Here is a 16580-nt window from a genome sequence, read left to right as displayed (position 1 = left end):
ACACTCACTTTCGGCGGGATCTCCACAAGCATGTGGATATGATCTGGACAGCATTCTGCTTCCAGGATCGCTACGCATTTCCATTCACATAGCTTTCTTAATATGCTGCCTATTGCTCTACGTTTTTCGCTGTAGAACACCTGCCTCCGGTACTTTGGGGCAAATACTATGTGATATTTACAGTTCCATCGCGTGTGCGCTAAGCTCTTTTCGTCCCCCATCGGGACCTCCTTTCGATTCTTCGAATGAACCTTTGCAGTTGCCAGACCGCAAGGTTTTCTAACAAATCAAAAGGGGCTTTAAAAGCATACTCAAAGCTGTAAGCTTTACGGAACCCCCAGCCTAGCTGGGGGTTTTCGGTGCACAAAAAAAGCCCGGCTTGGCGGCCGGGCTTCTCATTTCCTCAGGCTCAGCGGGCTGGGCCTTCTTCTTCCGGTGCCGGAATGTGCATCGTAGTCTGCAACAAGCCTTTCGACTTATTGAAGATCTTGACGCCGTTTTCACGGCCGGCACGGCGCGCGCGCTGCTCTTCGCGCGGCAGCTTCAGCTCTTCGCGGCAAATCTCGCTGCAGCACCCTTCAAACTTGGCGGCGCAGCTCGGGCACTGAATGAACAGCAGATGGCAGCCGTCGTTCTTGCAGTTGGTGTGGGTGTCACACGGCGCACCGCACTGGTGGCAGTTGGCGATCACATCGTCGGAGATGCGCTCGCCCATGCGCTCATCGAACACGAAGTTTTTGCCGATAAACTTCAGCGGCAACCCCTGCTCTTTCGCTTTGCGGGTGTACTCGATAATCCCGCCTTCCACGTGGTAGATGTTTTTAAAGCCGTTGTGCAGCATATAGGCGCTGGCTTTTTCACAGCGAATGCCGCCGGTGCAGTACATGACGATGTTTTTGTCTTTGCTGTCCTGCAGCATCTCCACCGCCATCGGCAGCTGATCGCGGAAGGTATCCGACGGCACCTCGATGGCGTTTTCGAAGTGACCGACTTCGTACTCATAGTGGTTGCGCATATCGACGAACACCGTATTCGGATCGTCGATCATCTGATTGACGCGATCGGCCTGCAGATACTCGCCAACGTTGCTTGGGTCAAAGCTCTCGTCATCGATGCCGTCGGCCACGATACGCTCGCGCACCTTGAGGCGCAGCACCCAGAAGGATTTGCCGTCGTCTTCCAGCGCGATGTTCAGGCGCACCTGATCCAGCGCCGGGTGCGAGGCGAACAGCGCGGCTTTGAACGCGTCGAAATTATGCTGTGGCACGCTGATCTGCGCGTTGATGCCCTCTTTCGCCACGTAGATGCGGCCGAACACCTTCAGTTTTTCGAACTGAACGTACAGGCTGTCGCGAAACGCTTTGGGATCGTCGATGGAGAAGTATTTGTAAAAAGAAACTGTGGTGCGAGGCTCGGTTTCCGCCAGCATGCGCGCCTTCAGTTCCTCGTTAGAAATTCGGTTATGTAACACTGGCATGGTGTACTTTCCTGTCTTTCGGGAGGTGACTGATTATCGCGCGCAGCCTGCCGGCCCGCGCGCGGCGCACATCATACCCGAAAAACCGCCGCCGCGCAGCCCCGCCATCATGCCTACACGGTTGCTCCTGAATAATGCCCGGCCATGATATTGCCGTTGGCCTTTAGCGGGAAATATTGTGGAAAAATCCGGCACCTGATGCATATTTAACGCCGAAAAGGGGATTTTAATGCGTTGTGTTTTCCCGGAGCGCGAGAAAAATGCCACAATAGTCGCAAACAAACGGCAGAAACGAACCTTGCGGCCGAACTCACCCGGCTGCCAGACCATGCTATGACTCTGTCATTACACTTAAACAACCGTATTCAAACAGAGAACCCATGACTCAAGTTCCTACTTTCAATCGCTCCTTATTGCACCCACGCTATTGGTTGACCTGGGTCGGCATCGGCTTGCTGTATCTGCTGGTGTTGCTGCCTTACCCCGTCATCTACTGGCTCGGCACCTCGATCGGGCGGTTTGCCATGCGCTTTCTCAAGCGCCGCGTCGCTATCGCCCAACGCAACCTCGAGCTCTGTTTTCCCGACATGCCGCAGGCCGAACGCGATGCGCTGGTGGTAAAGAATTTCGAATCGGTCGGCATGGGGCTGTTTGAGACCGGCATGGCGTGGTTTTGGCCTAACTGGCGCATCGAGCGCTGGTTCAAGGTCAGCGGCCTGGAACACATCCAAAAGGCGCGCGACAACCACCAGGGCGTGCTGCTGATTGGCCTGCACTTTTTGACGCTGGAGCTGGGCGCGCGCATCTTCGGCATTCATAACCCGGGCATCGGCGTTTACCGCCCGCACGACAACAAGCTGATGGACTGGCTGCAAACCTGGGGGCGCATGCGCTCCAACAAGTCGATGCTGGATCGCAAGGACGTCAAAGGCATGATCCGCGCCCTGAAACAGGGCGATATCATCTGGTATGCGCCGGATCACGACTACGGCCCGCGCAGCAGCGTTTTCGTGCCGCTGTTCGCGGTCGACAAGGCCGCTACCACCACCGGCAGCTACGTGCTGGTGCGGATGGGCAAACCGGCGATCATTCCGTTCACCCCGCGCCGCCTGCCGGACGGCAAAGGGTATGAGCTAATCATGCAACCGGCGGTGGAAAACTTCCCGCTGGATAATGAAATCGAGGCCGCCGCCTTTATGAATAAAGTGGTGGAAAAAGAGATCCTGATGGCGCCTGACCAATATATGTGGCTGCATCGTCGCTTCAAGACCCGCCCGGAAGGCGAGCCTTCGCTCTACTGATAAAGCAAACCCGCCACCGGCGGGTTTTTTATTGCGCGCCTCTTGAGAATCGACGGCGAGGGTGGGATGGTAAAGCCTTTGCCGCCAACCTGGAGCCGCTATGTACATTGTCAGCCTGACCTACCATCGCCCGATCGCCGAAGTCGACAGCCACCTTGACGGGCACATCGCCTGGCTTAAGAAATATTTTCAGGACGGCACCTTCGTCGCCTCCGGCCGCAAAAATCCCCGCACCGGCGGCGTGATCCTGGCCAAGGGCATTGAGCGTGCGCGGTTAGACGCCATCCTGGCCGAAGATCCCTTCAACGCCGTGGCTCACTACGAGGTCACCGACTTTAGCGCCACCACCACCGCCGCCGGTTTCGAGGCGCTGGCCGGACTATAAAACGCTGTAAATTCCGCGCGCTAAGCGCGGAATAAGGTTTAAACGTCTTTTTTAAAACTTTATTTCATTTTTTGCCCAATCCTTGTCCCCTCGTTTGCCGTCGCTGCGCTGGCGGCGCATACTTACCAAGCTAACTTTCACGTTTTGCCCCTTCATCTTGCCGCCGGCAAAGCGCGTCACCTTTCGGCAGTGGACATTTATGGCTTCGGCAGCAGAACCCGTTAACTGGAAACGCAACCTTTTCGTCGCCTGGGTAGGGTGTTTCCTCACCGGCGCCGCCTTCAGCCTGGTGATGCCGTTTCTTCCGCTGTATGTAGAGACGCTGGGCGTAACCGGCCATCAGGCGCTCAACATGTGGTCCGGTCTGCTGTTCAGCATCACCTTCCTGTTTTCCGCTATCGCCGCGCCGTTCTGGGGCGCCCTGGCCGACCGACGCGGCCGTAAACTGATGCTGCTGCGCTCCGCATTGGGCATGGCGATCGTCATGGTGCTGATGGGCATGGCGCAAACGGTCTGGCAATTTCTCGCGCTGCGAGCGGTGCTGGGGCTGCTTGGCGGGTTCATACCCAACGCCAACGCGCTGATCGCCACCCAGGTGCCACGCAACCGCAGCGGCTGGGCGCTCGGCACCCTGTCTACCGGTGGCGTAGGCGGTGCGCTGATCGGCCCGCTGATCGGCGGCCTGTTGGCCGACCTCTATGGTCTGCGCCCGGTGTTTTACATCACCGCCGCGGTGCTGTTCGTCTGCTTCGTGCTGACGCTGCTGTATGTCAAAGAGCAGTTCACCCCGGTACAAAAACGCGACATGTTGCACGCACGGCAGGTGTTTGCCTCGCTCAAAAACCCGAAGCTGGTGCTCAGCCTGTTCGTGACTACCATGATTATCCAGATTGCCACCGGCTCGATTGCGCCGATCCTGACGCTGTATGTGCGCGATCTGGCCGGCGCCACCCATAACCTGGCGTTTATCAGCGGGCTGATCGCCTCGGTGCCCGGCGTCGCGGCGTTGATGAGCGCTCCACGGCTGGGCAAGCTGGGCGATCGCATCGGCCCGGAGCGCATTCTGATATGTATGCTGATCGTCTCGGTGCTGTTGCTGATCCCGATGGCCTTCGTGCAAACGCCGTGGCAGCTCGGGGTGCTGCGTTTTCTGCTGGGGGCGGCCGACGGCGCGCTGCTGCCGGCGGTACAGACGCTGCTGATTTACAACTGCACCAATCAGGTGGCCGGCCGCATTTTCAGCTATAACCAGTCGTTCCGTGACGTCGGCAACGTCAGCGGCCCATTGCTTGGCGCTGCGGTCTCCGCCGGCTACGGTTTTCGCGCAGTCTTCGGCGTCACCGCTTTGGTGGTGCTGTTCAACGCCGGTTATTCCTGGTGGTGTCTGCGGCGGCGGCCGGGCTACATGCGGGAAGACACGCTGCAGGAAGAACAATAGCTGCATTTATCGCCAATTTCCGCCATTGGCCGGATCAACGCCGCGTTTCCCCTACTTTTAATAATGCTTCCTTCGGGCCTGCGAATTTTCGGCCCACTCGGAACATTATTACCTCAACATCTTGTTTATCAACAATTAATTAACTTTCAGCGCATAAAACCCGCTGTCAATCATATTCCCGCCACAACCAACAGAAAAACCAGAAAAGGAGATGCTTGTCGACTTTTCGTCTAAAAAATGGGATACAGGTACTAGACAAAACCAACGACCAGTTATCAAATGGTTAAATAATATCACGCCAGATGTGAACCATCGGCCAAGTGAAAAAAGGTCAGCACGCTTTCCACGGTTTATCAGCGTTGCAGCCGCGGTTTTGTCGGGTAATCCGCATTGGGCGGATCGCCTTCATTAAATACACATACAACCACAGTACGGGCTGCAGCCATGCAGCGCCTTTTTATTGGGAAATCGTTATGCAATCCTCTGTCAATAAGTCAGAAAGCCGGACCTTCTTCGGCCATCCCTATCCGCTGGGTTCTCTGTTCTTCACCGAAATGTGGGAACGCTTTTCGTTCTACGGCATCCGTCCGCTGCTGATCCTGTTTATGGCCGCCACCGTGTACGACGGCGGCCTGGGTCTGGCGCGTGAGAACGCGTCGGCGATCGTCGGCATTTTCGCCGGCAGCATGTACCTGGCGGCACTGCCGGGCGGCTGGCTGGCGGACAATTGGCTCGGCCAACGCAAGGCCGTCTGGTACGGGTCTATCCTGATCGCCCTCGGCCACCTGTCGATCGCCCTGTCCGCGGTGATGGGCACCAAGCTGTTCTTCATCGGCCTGATGTTCATCGTGCTCGGTTCCGGCCTGTTCAAGACCTGTATCTCGGTGATGGTCGGCACGCTGTACAAGAAAGGCGATGCGCGCCGCGACGGCGGTTTCTCGCTGTTCTACATGGGCATCAACATCGGTTCGTTCATCGCCCCGTTGATCTCCGGCTGGCTGATCAAGTCACACGGCTGGCACTGGGGCTTCGGCATCGGCGGTATCGGGATGCTGGTGGCGCTGGTGATTTTCCGGGTGTTCGCCGTACCGGCGATGAAACGCTATGACCGCGAAGTGGGCCTGGATTCCACCTGGAACAGCCCGGTCGCGAAGAAAAAAGGCGTCGGCGCCTGGCTGCTGGCATTGGCGGTAGTCCTGGCTGCGGTCATCGTACTGATCGCTCAGGGCACCATCGTCATCAACCCGGTTGAGGTAGCCAGCGTGCTGGTGTACGTCATCGCCGCGTCGGTCACCCTGTATTTCATCTACCTGTTCGCCTTTGCCGGCCTGAGCCGCAAAGAGCGTGCACGCCTGCTGGTGTGCTTCATTCTGCTGATCTCCGCCGCGTTCTTCTGGTCGGCGTTTGAACAGAAGCCGACCTCGTTCAACCTGTTCGCCAATGATTACACCAATCGCATGGTCGGCGGCTTCGAGATCCCGGCGGTGTGGTTCCAGTCGATCAACGCCCTGTTCATCATCCTGCTGGCGCCGGTGTTCAGCTGGGCCTGGCCTGCGCTGGCGCGCAATAACGTGCGTCCGAGCAGCATCACCAAGTTCGTGATCGGTATCCTGTGCGCCGCCGGCGGTTTCGGCCTGATGATGTTGGCCGCGCAGAATGTGCTCAGCAACGGCGGCGCCGGCGTATCGCCGATGTGGCTGGTGGGCAGTATCCTGATGCTGACGCTGGGTGAACTGTGCCTGAGCCCGATCGGGCTGGCCACCATGACGCTGCTGGCGCCGGAGAGAATGCGCGGGCAAATGATGGGGCTGTGGTTCTGCGCCAGCGCGCTGGGCAACCTGGCCGCCGGCCTGATCGGCGGCCACGTCAAGGCCGACCAGCTGGATATGCTGCCGGATCTGTTCGCTCGCTGCTCCGTCGCGCTGCTGATCTGCGCCGCCGTGCTGATCGTGCTGATCGTGCCGATTCGCCGCATGCTGGAAAATACCCAGTCCAAGAGCGCGCAAAAACCGGCGACCAACGCCTGACGGATAACCCGTTTTTATCTCGCAAACCGGCGCTCGAGGCGCCGGTTTTTTTATGCTTGCCAGGCCTGATGTTGCAGGACCACCCGGTAGCCGTCAGGATCTTCAAAGGTTTGCCCCGCCCTATCCCAATAGGGGTTATAGGCGACGGCCGCCAAGAATCCCGCCGCCCGCATCCGCTCACACCCGGCTCGCCATTCGTTCTCATCCGGCAGGTAAAACACCAACAGATGATCCTGCGTCGGCGCCTGCCCGACCCGCACCCCGCGATGCTGCGTGAACTCCAGATGGTAGGCATGCTGCGGATGCCCGATCATAATGCCGTCAAAGCCCTGATGATCGACAAACTCGCCTAGCCTTTCAAACCCCAACCCGCGGCAATACAGCGTGGCAATCTCTTGCAACCGATCGGTCGGGCGCGCAATGCGCAGCACCGCCTTGGCTATCGACATGAACGCCTCCACCTCATGATAATCTCATACAGCGCCATGCCCGCCAGCATCGCCAGCAGGAACAGCCATACCCGTTGTATTTCCGCCCCCGCCAACACCCAGGCCGGGCCAGGGCAAATGCCCGCCATGCCCCAACCGATGCCGAACAGCGCGCTGCCCACCAGTAAACGGCGATCCACACGCCCGGCGGCCGGGATCTGCAGCGGTTCCCCCAACAGGCTCCGCTGGCGTCGGCGCGCCCACATAAAGGCCGGCGCCGCCACCGCAATCGCCCCAACCATCACCAACGCCAGCGAAGGATCCCAGCGGCCGGTAATATCGAGAAAAGCCAGTACTTTAGCGGGATTGGCCATGCCGGCGATAATTAACCCCAGGCCGAAAATCACGCCGCTCAGCAGCGCCAACAGAGACTTAAGCATCTTCAGCCTCCCAGCAGATGGCGCATCAGCCACACGGTCGTAAAGCCCAGCAGCATAAACACCGCCGTGGCGGCCAACGATCGCGGTGCCAACCGCGCGACGCCGCACACGCCGTGCCCGCTGGTGCAGCCGCTACCCAACCGGGTACCCACTCCCACCAACAGCCCCGCGATCGCCAGCCAGCCGCTGCCGGCCGCGATCTCACCAGAAGGCAAAGCCACCACCGCCGCATACAGCCAGGGAGAAATCAGCAACCCGCCAAGAAATGCGGCGCGCCAGCCCCGCTCCCGGCCGCCCGCGCTCAATAAGCCGCCGGTAATGCCGCTGATGCCGGCGATGCGGCCGTTGAACAGCAGCAGCAGCGCTACCGCACCGCCGATAATGGCCCCGCCCGCGAGCGCGGAATAGGGCGTGAAGTGTTGCCAGTCAATGGTCATCGCGGTTCTCCGGCTGTGGGCAATACAGTTGATACAGGGTCGTTAGCAGCGCCAGCGCTTTGGCATCGGCCACCGCATAGTAAATCTGCTTGCCGGCTCGCCGGGTGGAGACCAGCCCCTCCTCGCGCAGCACGCCAAGCTGTTGGGACAATGTCGGCTGGCGGATAGCCAGCGCCTGCGCCAGCTCGCTCACTGCCATCTCGCCCTGGCTGAGTCGACACAGCAGCAGCAGCCGATCTTCATTGCCCAAGGTGCGCAGCATCGCGCCGGCCTGCGCCGCCGCCTTGCGCATCGCGTCAATATCCATCACACCTCCAATCAATTTATAAAATTATATAATATCATTTTATAAACTATTCATCTGCCGCGTGCCACAGACTGGTGTGGAACCGCGCCGCATGGCATGCTGTCATCCCCCTTTTTGCCGCGCGGAGGCCGCTAACGATGCTGCTGTTTCATGACGTTCTGCCGGTCGAGCAGCCCGTCCGGCCGTTGGCCAAGGATTATCGCCACGGCGACAGCGAGCCGGATCACTACCATAACTGCGCGCAGCTGATTCACAGCCTGAGCGGCGTAGTGCAGGTCACGACCCGGCTCGGCAGTTGGGTGGTGCCACCCGGCCGCGGCGTCTGGGTACCGGCGAAAATGGTGCACAGCCTGCGCATCACCGGCCAGGTGGCAGCCAGGACGCTGTTCGTCGATCCATTGGCGCGCGCCGATCTGCCGGCCCAATGCCAGGTGGTGCAGGTTTCGCCGCTGCTGCGCGAGTTGATTATCTGTGCGATGGAGATTGCGCCCGGCTATCCAAGCGGCGGGCGCGATGAGCGCGTGATGGAACTGATCCTGGATGAGTTGAGAATACTGCCGATCCTGCCGTTGCACCTGCCCGAACCGCGTGAGGCCTCACTGCTTGCCTTATGCCGCCATATTCAGGCCACGCTGGCACAGCCCTGGACGCTGGAACAGGCGGCCGCTCAGCTCAGCGTCAGCGGACGCACCCTGTCGCGGCGCTTCCAGCGAGAAACCGGGCTGCATTTTAGTGATTGGGTGCGGCGCGCCCGTTTGCTGGCGGCGTTGAACGCGCTGGCGACCGGCCGCTCGGTGTTGGAAGTGGCGCTGGATCTTGGCTATGACAGCCCCAGCGCGTTCAGCGCCATGTTCCGCCGGTTATTGGGGGTCGCGCCCAGCGACTATTTCAGCCGGACCGCGCCGACGACAGATAGCGCCCGGCAACGTTAAACAGCGCCTGCAGTGAGGCGCTGGCGGAGTCAACGTCGATGCCAACGCCGTAGGTCGCCTCACCTTGCGGCAGCGCACAGCGGATATAGGCCACCGCTCGGCTGTCGCTCTGATGCCCCAGCGTGTGCTCGTGGTAATCCTCGATCGCCAGCGGCAAGCCGAAGCGCTGACGCAGCGCATCCACCGCGCTGGAAAGCAGACCGTTGCCGGCCCCCTGCAGACGCAGTGTCTCTCCCTCGCAGGCAACTCGCGCGTTGAAGCTGTAGGCCTCTACCCCATGACTTTCCGTCTGGTAGCTCAACAGCTGCAAGCACGGCTGCTCCACCAACCCATAGGTGTCGCGGAATAAGCGCCACAGCTGTGCGCCGCTCATTTCCTTCCCGCTGCCGTCGGTCGCACGCTGCACCACCTGGCTGAAATCAATCTGCAAACCGCGCGGCAACGCCAGCCCATGATTTTGTTCCAGTAGCCAGGCAGCCCCGCTTTTACCGGACTGGCTGTTGACCCGGATCACCGCCTCATAGCTGCAGCCGACATCGGCAGGATCGAGCGGCAGGTAAGGCACTTGCCACCAGCCATCTTGTCGCAGCCGTTGCGCGGCGAAACCTTTTTTGATCGCATCCTGATGCGAACCGGAGAAGGCGGTAAACACCAGCTCACCGGCATAAGGATGGCGAGGATGCACCGGCAGCTGATTGCACTGCTCCACCACTTCCACCACCTGTTTCAGGCGGCTGAAGTCCAGGCCCGGCGCCACGCCCTGGGTATAGAAATTCAACGCCAGCGTGACCAGATCGACGTTGCCGGTACGCTCTCCGTTGCCGAACAGGCAGCCTTCGACCCGATCGGCACCGGCCAGCAGCGCCAGCTCCGCACAGGCCACGCCGGTACCGCGATCGTTATGCGGATGTACGCTGATCGCCACATCGGCGCGACGGCTGAAGTGACGGCAGAACCACTCAATCTGATCGGCATACACATTGGGCGTACTCACCTCCACCGTCGCCGGCAGATTGATGATCATCGGCCGCTGCGGCCCCGGTTGCCACACCTCCGCCACCGCTTCGCAGATCTCCAGCGCGAACTCTAATTCAGTAAAACAGAAGGTTTCCGGCGAATACTCGAAGCACCAGGCGGTATCGAGCTGAGCCTCGCAATGCCGGCGAATGCGCCGCGCGCCGTTCACCGCCAGCGCCACGGTTGCGGCCTTATCCTGACGGAACACGATGTCGCGAAACATCGGCGCCGTGGCGTTGTACAGATGCACGATAGCCCGTGGCGCCCCCAGCAGCGCCTCGAAGGTGCGATCGATCAGATCGTCTCGCGACTGCGTCAGCACCTGAATCGTGACGTCGTGCGGGATCAGTTGCTCGTCGATCAGCGTGCGCACAAAATCGAAATCCGTTTGCGACGCCGAAGGGAAAGCCACCTCAATCTCTTTGAAACCGCACTGCAACAACAAGTGATAGAATTCGCGCTTGCGCGCGTTATCCATCGGCTCCGCCAGCGCCTGGTTGCCGTCGCGCAGATCGCTGGAGCACCAGCGCGGCGCCTGCCGCAGGGTACGCGAAGGCCACTGACGATCCGGTAATGTCACCGGCGGGAACGGTCGGTATTTGCTTGAAGGGTCGATTAACATGGGCTTCTCCTGGCAACTGAGTGAACGATAGCGCCATTATTTCCCGCCATCGCCTCCTCTTCTCCCGCTTTGCGGACAACCGTCGTCGCAAAGCGGACAACAAAAAAATTTGCATCCTGCGCCAGTGAGACAACAATTAGTTTTGACGTTTATCCCACCGCACCGGCAATGCGCCGGGCGCTCTACTCTCATTGTCAACGGAGGCGAACATGAGCCTGTATGCAACCCTGGAAGAAGCCATCGAGGCCGCACGTGAAGAGTTTATCGACACCGCCGAAGGCGGCGGCGATGACGAACCTCCGGTGCCGCAGCAGTTCAATCTGCAAAAGTACGTGATGCAGGATGGCGACACGATGTGGCAGGCCGAGTTCTTCGAAGAAGAAGGCGAAGCGGTGGAATGCCTGCCGCTGCGCAGCGGTGCGGCGGCGCAGGCGATATTCGACGGTGACTACGACGAGGTGGAGATCACCGCCGAGTGGATAGACGAAAATACCCTGTACGAATGGGAGGAAGGCGACTTCCAGCTCGAGCCGCCGCTGGATACCGAAGAAGGCCAAGCCGCGGCCGATGAATGGGATGAACGTTAACCCGCACCACGTTTTTATCGCCAAGGAGGCAGCATGATTATCCGCCGGGCCCGCCCTACCGACTACCCCGCCATTTTGCAGCTGCAGGGGGAAAACGTGCCGGAAGCGCTCGACGAGCGCCACAAACGGCAGGGATTTATCGTATCGTGCATGAATGAGGCGCAGCTGACGGCGATCAACCGCGGCATCGGCATACTCGTGGCCGAACAGGAGGGCCAACTGGCCGGGTTTGTTTGCCTGATGCCCGCCGACGTGCAACCGCGGCCGCCGGTGGTGAATGCGATGCTGGCGACGCTCGCCACGCAGTCCTTCGCCGGGCGGGCGCTGAGTGAGCAGCGGGTGTTTCTCTACGGCCCGGTTTGCCTCGACGCCGCCTGGCGCGGCAAAGGCGTGCTGAAACGCCTCTACGCCGCCGTCAAAGCGCACACCAGTCATGACTACGACGTGGGCGCGCTGTTTATCGACGACGACAATCCGCATTCGTTGGCCGCTCATGTGCAAGGGTTGGGCATGACGGCGCTGGTGCCTTTCCATTGTGGGCAGAAAGGCTATCAGCTGGTGGTGTTCGCCACCCGCTGAGCAGGTTTACTCATAGGGGCCGTGCTGCGCATCGAACGGCAGCATAAAGGTGTCCACCACCATCGACAGCGGCACATCTATCACCGTGACGTAACGCCAGGGCGTATCGCGCAAATCCCACTGCACGCCGGGATAGTACTGGTGGCCATGCCCCGCACCGGGCACGGTGCGGCTGATGATGCTGCCGCAACCGGTTAAGACCATCACGCCGGCCGCCACGCAGGCCAGCCGAAGGTAGGAAGAAAGCTTCACGACATTGACTCTGAGCAAAGGGTTGTTTCGCGAGTGAACAACGCATCGGCCGCAGTCTATCACAGTTCCCTTTCTCCACCGGTACCGGCGCGCGTAAGCAAAAGGTAAAAAAAAACGGGGAACGCGCCATGCGCATTCCCCGTCTGAGCGTTACCGTTCAGCGATTAACGTCGACCCGTTGGGTGTGCCAGCGGGTTGTGCGGCAACTGCTGATAGTGCTCACGCCAGGCAGCGCCTTCCGGCAACAGCCAGACGCGCTGGTGCAGACGAGCCAGCGTGACCGGATCGCTCAGCAGCTCCAGACGTTTGCCCTTCACCAGCTTCTCCGGCCCCAGCTGCAGCGCTTCGTTCACCCGTTCCTCGCGGTTGCGATCGAGGGTAGCGCGCAGATGGTGACGCGCCGTCGCCAACGCCGTCGCCAGCGCGTTGAAGGACGGGTTGACCACCGCATGCATAAAGCCGTTGGTCAGCGCGCGGTTGCGGTTGAGATGCAGGTACTCTTCCGTCGCCAGCAGCTCACGCGGCGGGTTGTACTCTTCCGGGATCAGGAACAGCTTGGCGCGTTTGCTCTTCATGCCCAGCGTCGCGCGGCTCGACAGCACCGACACGAACGGCGACAGGATCAGCGAGAACACGATCGGCGCCAACCACCACAGGAAGCGAAGATCCAGCCACGCCATGCCGCCGGCCCACACCAGGCCCAGCAACATCTGCGAGCCATGGCGGCGGAACGCTTCGCCCCAAGGCGTATCGTCATCGTCACGCTGCGGCGAATTCCACACCACTTCCCAACCGAGGAAGGCGCTCACCACGAACACGGTATGGAACAGCATGCGCACCGGCGCCAGCAGCACCGAGAACAGCATTTCCATCAGCATCGAAATGAACAGACGGAACGCCCCGCCGTACTCTTTCGCGCCCTTGGCCCAGATCAGCACGATGCTGAGCAGCTTCGGCAGGAACAACAGCACCAGCGTGGTGGAGAACAGCGCTATCGCCAGCTCGGGCCGCCACTGCGGCCAGACCGGGAACAGCTGCCGCGGCTGCAGGAAGTATTGCGGTTCCATCAGGGTGTGCACCACCTGCAATGCGGTGGAGAGCGCCAGGAACATGAACCACAGCGGCGCCGACAGGTAGGACATGACGCCGGTCAGGAACACCGCGCGGTGCACCGGGTGCATGCCTTTCACCAGGAACAGGCGGAAGTTCATCAGGTTGCCGTGGCACCAGCGACGGTCGCGTTTCAGCTCGTCCAGCAGGTTTGGCGGCAGCTCTTCGTAACTGCCCGGCAGATCGTAAGCGATCCACACGCCCCAGCCGGCGCGGCGCATCAGCGCCGCTTCAACGAAGTCGTGCGACAAGATTGAACCGGCGAAGGAACCCTCGCCCGGCAGCGGCGCCAGCGCACAGTGCTCGATAAACGGCTTCACGCGGATGATGGCGTTATGGCCCCAGTAGTGCGACTCGCCCAGCTGCCAGAAATGCAGGCCGGCGGTAAACAGCGGCCCGTAAACGCGGGTAGCGAACTGCTGCACGCGCGCATACAGGGTATCCATACCGGACGCCTTCGGCGCGGACTGGATGATGCCGGCGTTCGGGTTGGCTTCCATCAAACGCACCAGCCCGGTGAGGCATTCGCCGCTCATCACGCTGTCGGCGTCCAGGATCACCATGTAGCTGTACTCACCGCCCCAACGACGGCAGAAGTCGTCGATGTTGCCGCTCTTGCGTTTTACGCGACGGCGGCGGCGGCGATAGAAGATGCGGCCGTGGCCGTCGACATCGCGGCACAGCTCCATCCACGCCTTTTGCTCCGCCACGCAGATGTCCGGATCGTAGCTGTCGCTCAGCACGTAGATATCGAAGTGTTCCAGCTGACCGGTGGCGGCGACGGACTCATAGGTTGCACGCAGGCCGGCGAACACGCGTTCGACGTCTTCGTTACAGATCGGCATGATCAGCGCGGTGCGGTGCGCCGGGTTGATCGGCTCATCGCCCTTGATGGTGGAGGAAATACTGTATTTGTCTTTACCGATCAGCAGCTGCAGGAAGCCCATCAGCGCGGTCCAGAAACCGGCCGAGACCCAGCAGAACAGTACGGCGAACAGGATCAGAATGCCGGTTTGCAGCACATAAGGCAGCAGCTGCAGCACCGACTGCATCAGATCCTGATCCAGCATGGCGATAGGATCGATCAGCGCCCAGCCCTGATAAGGCAAGATGGTTTTCATGTACCAGGTGGCGATGCCGGTCTGCACCAGCATCAGCACCAGCAGCACATAGCGGCGCATGGAACCGACAACGCGCCAGCGGTTCTCGGCCTCGGCCTCCTCTTGGGTGGAGTGCCGATTGTGCGGCGAACGCCCCAGCAGAGAATCCCAGAAGCGCGCCACCGGGTTGGTACGCCAGGCTTCCGGGAACATGGTGGTTCGTTTGATCGGCGGCGTCGCCTTCAGAATGGCGCGCCCTTCGGCGTCGGTGTCGAAATCGTCATCGCTGACCGCATCCGGCCAGGCGCTTTCGATGCGCGGTTTGACCGAGGCCAACGCCACGTCATCCGCCGACAGGCTGTTGACGTTGGCGTCGGCGGCGCCCATCTGCCGATGGAGCGCCTCCAGTGCCTGAGCGTCATCCGCCGTGTGAGGGTTGAGCGCCTCCGACCGCTCGGCGGTCAGAGGCAGCGCCGCAAGATAATCCTGGGCGGGTTGAGTAGGCTTATTCATTGGCAGGTAGCTGATAGCTCCAGGTTTCCGACAGAGTCTTATCGCCATTGACCAGCGCTGCGCGCATTTCTACCGGCTTCTTGTCGTCTTTTACTTTCAGACGTACCGTCAGGCGCCAGCCTTTGGTCACTGGGTTATAGCGGACGTTGTTTTCTACCATTTCACCGTTGTCGCCGATGCTGATCTGAGAAGCGACCGGGGTGTTGGCGTCCAGCCCTTTCAGCACCGGGCCGACGAAGTCGACCAGGAAGGCCACGCTGCCGTCAGGCTCGCGAATCAGGTTGGACTGCTTCACGTCACCGGTCGAACGCATGGTCCGCGCCACATAGGCGATGTCTTGCGAATGCAGTTTATCTTCGTCGCGGGTGAAGTTCAGGCGGTAGCTCAGCGTCAGCGGCTTTTTGGCTTCCGGCAGCGTATCCGGCGTCCAGAACGCCACGATATTGTCGTTGGTTTCATCCGCCGTCGGGATCTCCACCAGCTCGACCTTGCCTTTACCCCAGTCGCCCTTCGGTTCGATCCAGGCGCTCGGGCGCAGATCGTAACGATCGTCCAGATCTTCGTAATCCTTGAAGTTGCGGCCGCGCTGCAGCAGACCGAAGCCTTTCGGGTTCTCGACGGTATAGGTGCTGACGGACAGGTGTTTAGGATTGTTCAGCGGGCGCCAGATCCACTCGCCGTTGCCGGCATGGATAGACAGACCGTTGGAGTCGTGCAACGCCGGGCGATAGTTCAGCGTCGGCGACGGCTGGTTCGGCCCGAACAGGTACATGCTGGTCAGCGGCGCCAGGCCCAGCTTGCCCACCTTGTCGCGCAGGAACACTTTAGACTCGACGTCCACGGTGGTGTCGCGGCCCGGGATCACCGTGAAACGATAAGCGCCGGTGGCGCGCGGGGAATCCAGCAACGCGTAGATCACCAGGTGTTTGTCGCCCTGCTTCGGACGCTCAACCCAGAATTCGCGGAAACGCGGGAACTCTTCACCAGATGGCAAAGCGGTATCGATAGCCAGGCCGCGAGCGGAAAGCCCGTAAACCTGCCCTTTACCCACCACGCGGAAATAGCTCGCGCCCAGCAGGCTCATGATCTCATCGTTTTTGTCGGCGCTGTTGATCGGGTAGATCACCTTGAAGCCGGCAAAGCCGAGGTTTTTCACCGATTCAGGGTCGTGTTTGACCGAACCGAAGTTGAAGTAATCCGGGCTGTACTTGATCTGTTTTACGCTGGTGGAGGTGACTTCATTGATTTTCACCGGCGTGTCGAAGTACATCCCCTGATGATAAAACTCAAGCTTGAAAGGGGTTTTCAGCTTGCTCCAATAGGCTTTATCGTGATTGAACTGAATCTGCTGATAGTCTGCGAACTTCATCTCGCGGAACTGAGAAGGAAGGTTGCTCTTCGGGGCTTCGAAACCTTTCGCGGCCAGATCCTGCGCCTGCTTGGCCACATCATCAATAGAAAAGGCCCATGCCGGCGAACTGAACAGCGTGAACAATACGGTAGCACCTAACCAACGAACGCTCGCGGCGCGTGGTTGTCCGGATAATATATTAACTAGCACATCCCCCCCTATTCGTGTGCTCAAATCATTTAAATCCATATTAATGGATTACTCAGCTTTCCGACAA

The 16580-nt window shown here is 60.1% G+C and carries 18 protein-coding genes; 7 read left to right on the top strand and 11 right to left on the bottom strand.

What is annotated here, in order from left to right; genetic code table 11:
• The 3 genes from tnpA to QOL81_RS11925 form a co-directional block, all read right to left on the bottom strand.
• Positions 1–221: IS200/IS605 family transposase (gene tnpA, locus QOL81_RS11935; protein WP_208080681.1), on the bottom strand; the 221-nt coding region annotated here is incomplete at its 3' end.
• Between the two features lie 188 nt (positions 222–409).
• Positions 410–1477 (bottom strand): oxygen-dependent tRNA uridine(34) hydroxylase TrhO, encoded by a 1068-nt coding sequence (trhO, locus tag QOL81_RS11930; protein WP_033638032.1) that lies wholly within the window; start codon positions 1475–1477, stop codon positions 410–412.
• A 33-nt stretch (positions 1478–1510) separates the two neighbouring features.
• Positions 1511–1807 (bottom strand): hypothetical protein, encoded by a 297-nt coding sequence (locus tag QOL81_RS11925; RefSeq protein WP_142109675.1) that lies wholly within the window; start codon positions 1805–1807, stop codon positions 1511–1513.
• Between the two features lie 50 nt (positions 1808–1857).
• On the opposite strand from QOL81_RS11925, the gene QOL81_RS11920 reads away from it, so the two are divergent.
• From QOL81_RS11920 to QOL81_RS11905, 4 genes are all read left to right on the top strand, one after another.
• Positions 1858–2778 (top strand): Kdo(2)-lipid IV(A) acyltransferase, encoded by a 921-nt coding sequence (locus QOL81_RS11920; protein ID WP_038875457.1) that lies wholly within the window; start codon positions 1858–1860, stop codon positions 2776–2778.
• Between the two features lie 100 nt (positions 2779–2878).
• A complete protein-coding gene (locus tag QOL81_RS11915) occupies positions 2879–3163 on the top strand; it encodes a YciI family protein (RefSeq protein WP_049199424.1) in 285 nt (94 codons plus the stop codon).
• Positions 3164–3362: 199 nt separating this feature from the next.
• A complete protein-coding gene (gene mdtG / locus QOL81_RS11910) occupies positions 3363–4601 on the top strand; it encodes a multidrug efflux MFS transporter MdtG (protein ID WP_049271430.1) in 1239 nt (412 codons plus the stop codon).
• Positions 4602–5074: 473 nt separating this feature from the next.
• Positions 5075–6628, top strand: coding sequence for a peptide MFS transporter (locus QOL81_RS11905; RefSeq protein WP_197757987.1), 1554 nt, complete (start codon positions 5075–5077; stop codon positions 6626–6628).
• A gap of 50 nt (positions 6629–6678) precedes the next feature.
• Here QOL81_RS11905 and QOL81_RS11900 read toward each other — a convergent pair whose 3' ends face one another.
• From QOL81_RS11900 to QOL81_RS11885, 4 genes are read right to left on the bottom strand one after another with little or no spacing between them, the layout of a single operon-like run.
• The gene (locus QOL81_RS11900) at positions 6679–7077 is read right to left on the bottom strand and encodes a VOC family protein (RefSeq protein WP_187322277.1); all 399 of its coding nucleotides are present in this window, start codon (positions 7075–7077) and stop codon (positions 6679–6681) included.
• Positions 7068–7496 carry a YeeE/YedE family protein gene (locus QOL81_RS11895; RefSeq protein WP_197757988.1) on the bottom strand — a complete coding sequence of 143 codons (429 nt, stop codon included), beginning with the start codon at positions 7494–7496 and terminating at the stop codon, positions 7068–7070. The genes QOL81_RS11900 and QOL81_RS11895 overlap by 10 nt, the downstream gene beginning before the upstream one ends.
• Positions 7497–7498: 2 nt before the next feature.
• Positions 7499–7933: a YeeE/YedE family protein gene (locus QOL81_RS11890; RefSeq protein WP_197757989.1), complete on the bottom strand. Its 435-nt coding sequence runs from the start codon at positions 7931–7933 to the stop codon at positions 7499–7501.
• Entirely contained in the window at positions 7923–8240 is a 318-nt protein-coding gene (locus QOL81_RS11885) for an ArsR/SmtB family transcription factor (protein WP_048233328.1), read from the bottom strand. Before QOL81_RS11885 ends, QOL81_RS11890 begins: the two co-directional genes overlap by 11 nt.
• Positions 8241–8377: 137 nt before the next feature.
• On the opposite strand from QOL81_RS11885, the gene QOL81_RS11880 reads away from it, so the two are divergent.
• On the top strand, positions 8378–9172 hold the full coding sequence (locus QOL81_RS11880; RefSeq protein WP_197757990.1) for an AraC family transcriptional regulator: 795 nt from the start codon (positions 8378–8380) through the stop codon (positions 9170–9172).
• Here QOL81_RS11880 and leuA read toward each other — a convergent pair.
• On the bottom strand, positions 9129–10811 hold the full coding sequence (gene leuA / locus QOL81_RS11875) for a 2-isopropylmalate synthase (protein WP_283439829.1): 1683 nt from the start codon (positions 10809–10811) through the stop codon (positions 9129–9131). The genes QOL81_RS11880 and leuA overlap by 44 nt on opposite strands.
• Positions 10812–11020: 209 nt before the next feature.
• Between leuA and QOL81_RS11870 the strand changes: the two genes are divergently transcribed.
• Entirely contained in the window at positions 11021–11398 is a 378-nt protein-coding gene (locus tag QOL81_RS11870; RefSeq protein ID WP_033638020.1) for a MysB family protein, read from the top strand.
• 33 nt (positions 11399–11431) lie between these two features.
• On the top strand, positions 11432–11977 hold the full coding sequence (locus tag QOL81_RS11865; protein WP_283439828.1) for a GNAT family N-acetyltransferase: 546 nt from the start codon (positions 11432–11434) through the stop codon (positions 11975–11977).
• A gap of 6 nt (positions 11978–11983) precedes the next feature.
• Here QOL81_RS11865 and QOL81_RS11860 read toward each other — a convergent pair whose 3' ends face one another.
• The 3 genes from QOL81_RS11860 to QOL81_RS11850 form a co-directional block, all read right to left on the bottom strand.
• Entirely contained in the window at positions 11984–12181 is a 198-nt protein-coding gene (locus QOL81_RS11860; RefSeq protein WP_046688460.1) for a YceK/YidQ family lipoprotein, read from the bottom strand.
• 212 nt (positions 12182–12393) lie between these two features.
• Entirely contained in the window at positions 12394–14952 is a 2559-nt protein-coding gene (gene mdoH / locus QOL81_RS11855) for a glucans biosynthesis glucosyltransferase MdoH (protein WP_197827431.1), read from the bottom strand.
• Entirely contained in the window at positions 14945–16513 is a 1569-nt protein-coding gene (locus tag QOL81_RS11850) for a glucan biosynthesis protein G (RefSeq protein WP_170310507.1), read from the bottom strand. The genes mdoH and QOL81_RS11850 overlap by 8 nt, the downstream gene beginning before the upstream one ends.
• Between the last annotated feature and the right edge of the window lie 67 nt (positions 16514–16580).

The organism is Serratia sp. CC22-02 (assembly GCF_900182895.1).
In the GTDB taxonomy this organism is placed as follows: Bacteria; Pseudomonadota; Gammaproteobacteria; order Enterobacterales; family Enterobacteriaceae; genus Serratia; species Serratia nevei.
This window is presented reverse-complemented; position numbering and strand designations above follow the sequence as displayed.

What these genes read in the sequence shown, in the direction of transcription:
- QOL81_RS11890 (WP_197757989.1), bottom strand. Translation starts at nt 7,933, where the DNA reads ATGACCATTGACTGGCAACACTTCACGCCCTATTCCGCGCTCGCGGGC.
- QOL81_RS11905 (WP_197757987.1), top strand. Translation starts at nt 5,075, where the DNA reads ATGCAATCCTCTGTCAATAAGTCAGAAAGCCGGACCTTCTTCGGCCAT.
- QOL81_RS11865 (WP_283439828.1), top strand. Translation starts at nt 11,432, where the DNA reads ATGATTATCCGCCGGGCCCGCCCTACCGACTACCCCGCCATTTTGCAG.
- QOL81_RS11900 (WP_187322277.1), bottom strand. Translation starts at nt 7,077, where the DNA reads ATGTCGATAGCCAAGGCGGTGCTGCGCATTGCGCGCCCGACCGATCGG.
- QOL81_RS11880 (WP_197757990.1), top strand. Translation starts at nt 8,378, where the DNA reads ATGCTGCTGTTTCATGACGTTCTGCCGGTCGAGCAGCCCGTCCGGCCG.
- QOL81_RS11915 (WP_049199424.1), top strand. Translation starts at nt 2,879, where the DNA reads ATGTACATTGTCAGCCTGACCTACCATCGCCCGATCGCCGAAGTCGAC.
- mdtG (WP_049271430.1), top strand. Translation starts at nt 3,363, where the DNA reads ATGGCTTCGGCAGCAGAACCCGTTAACTGGAAACGCAACCTTTTCGTC.
- trhO (WP_033638032.1), bottom strand. Translation starts at nt 1,477, where the DNA reads ATGCCAGTGTTACATAACCGAATTTCTAACGAGGAACTGAAGGCGCGC.
- QOL81_RS11920 (WP_038875457.1), top strand. Translation starts at nt 1,858, where the DNA reads ATGACTCAAGTTCCTACTTTCAATCGCTCCTTATTGCACCCACGCTAT.
- leuA (WP_283439829.1), bottom strand. Translation starts at nt 10,811, where the DNA reads ATGTTAATCGACCCTTCAAGCAAATACCGACCGTTCCCGCCGGTGACA.
- QOL81_RS11860 (WP_046688460.1), bottom strand. Translation starts at nt 12,181, where the DNA reads ATGGTCTTAACCGGTTGCGGCAGCATCATCAGCCGCACCGTGCCCGGT.
- QOL81_RS11870 (WP_033638020.1), top strand. Translation starts at nt 11,021, where the DNA reads ATGAGCCTGTATGCAACCCTGGAAGAAGCCATCGAGGCCGCACGTGAA.
- QOL81_RS11885 (WP_048233328.1), bottom strand. Translation starts at nt 8,240, where the DNA reads ATGGATATTGACGCGATGCGCAAGGCGGCGGCGCAGGCCGGCGCGATG.
- QOL81_RS11925 (WP_142109675.1), bottom strand. Translation starts at nt 1,807, where the DNA reads ATGGTCTGGCAGCCGGGTGAGTTCGGCCGCAAGGTTCGTTTCTGCCGT.
- mdoH (WP_197827431.1), bottom strand. Translation starts at nt 14,952, where the DNA reads ATGAATAAGCCTACTCAACCCGCCCAGGATTATCTTGCGGCGCTGCCT.
- QOL81_RS11895 (WP_197757988.1), bottom strand. Translation starts at nt 7,496, where the DNA reads ATGCTTAAGTCTCTGTTGGCGCTGCTGAGCGGCGTGATTTTCGGCCTG.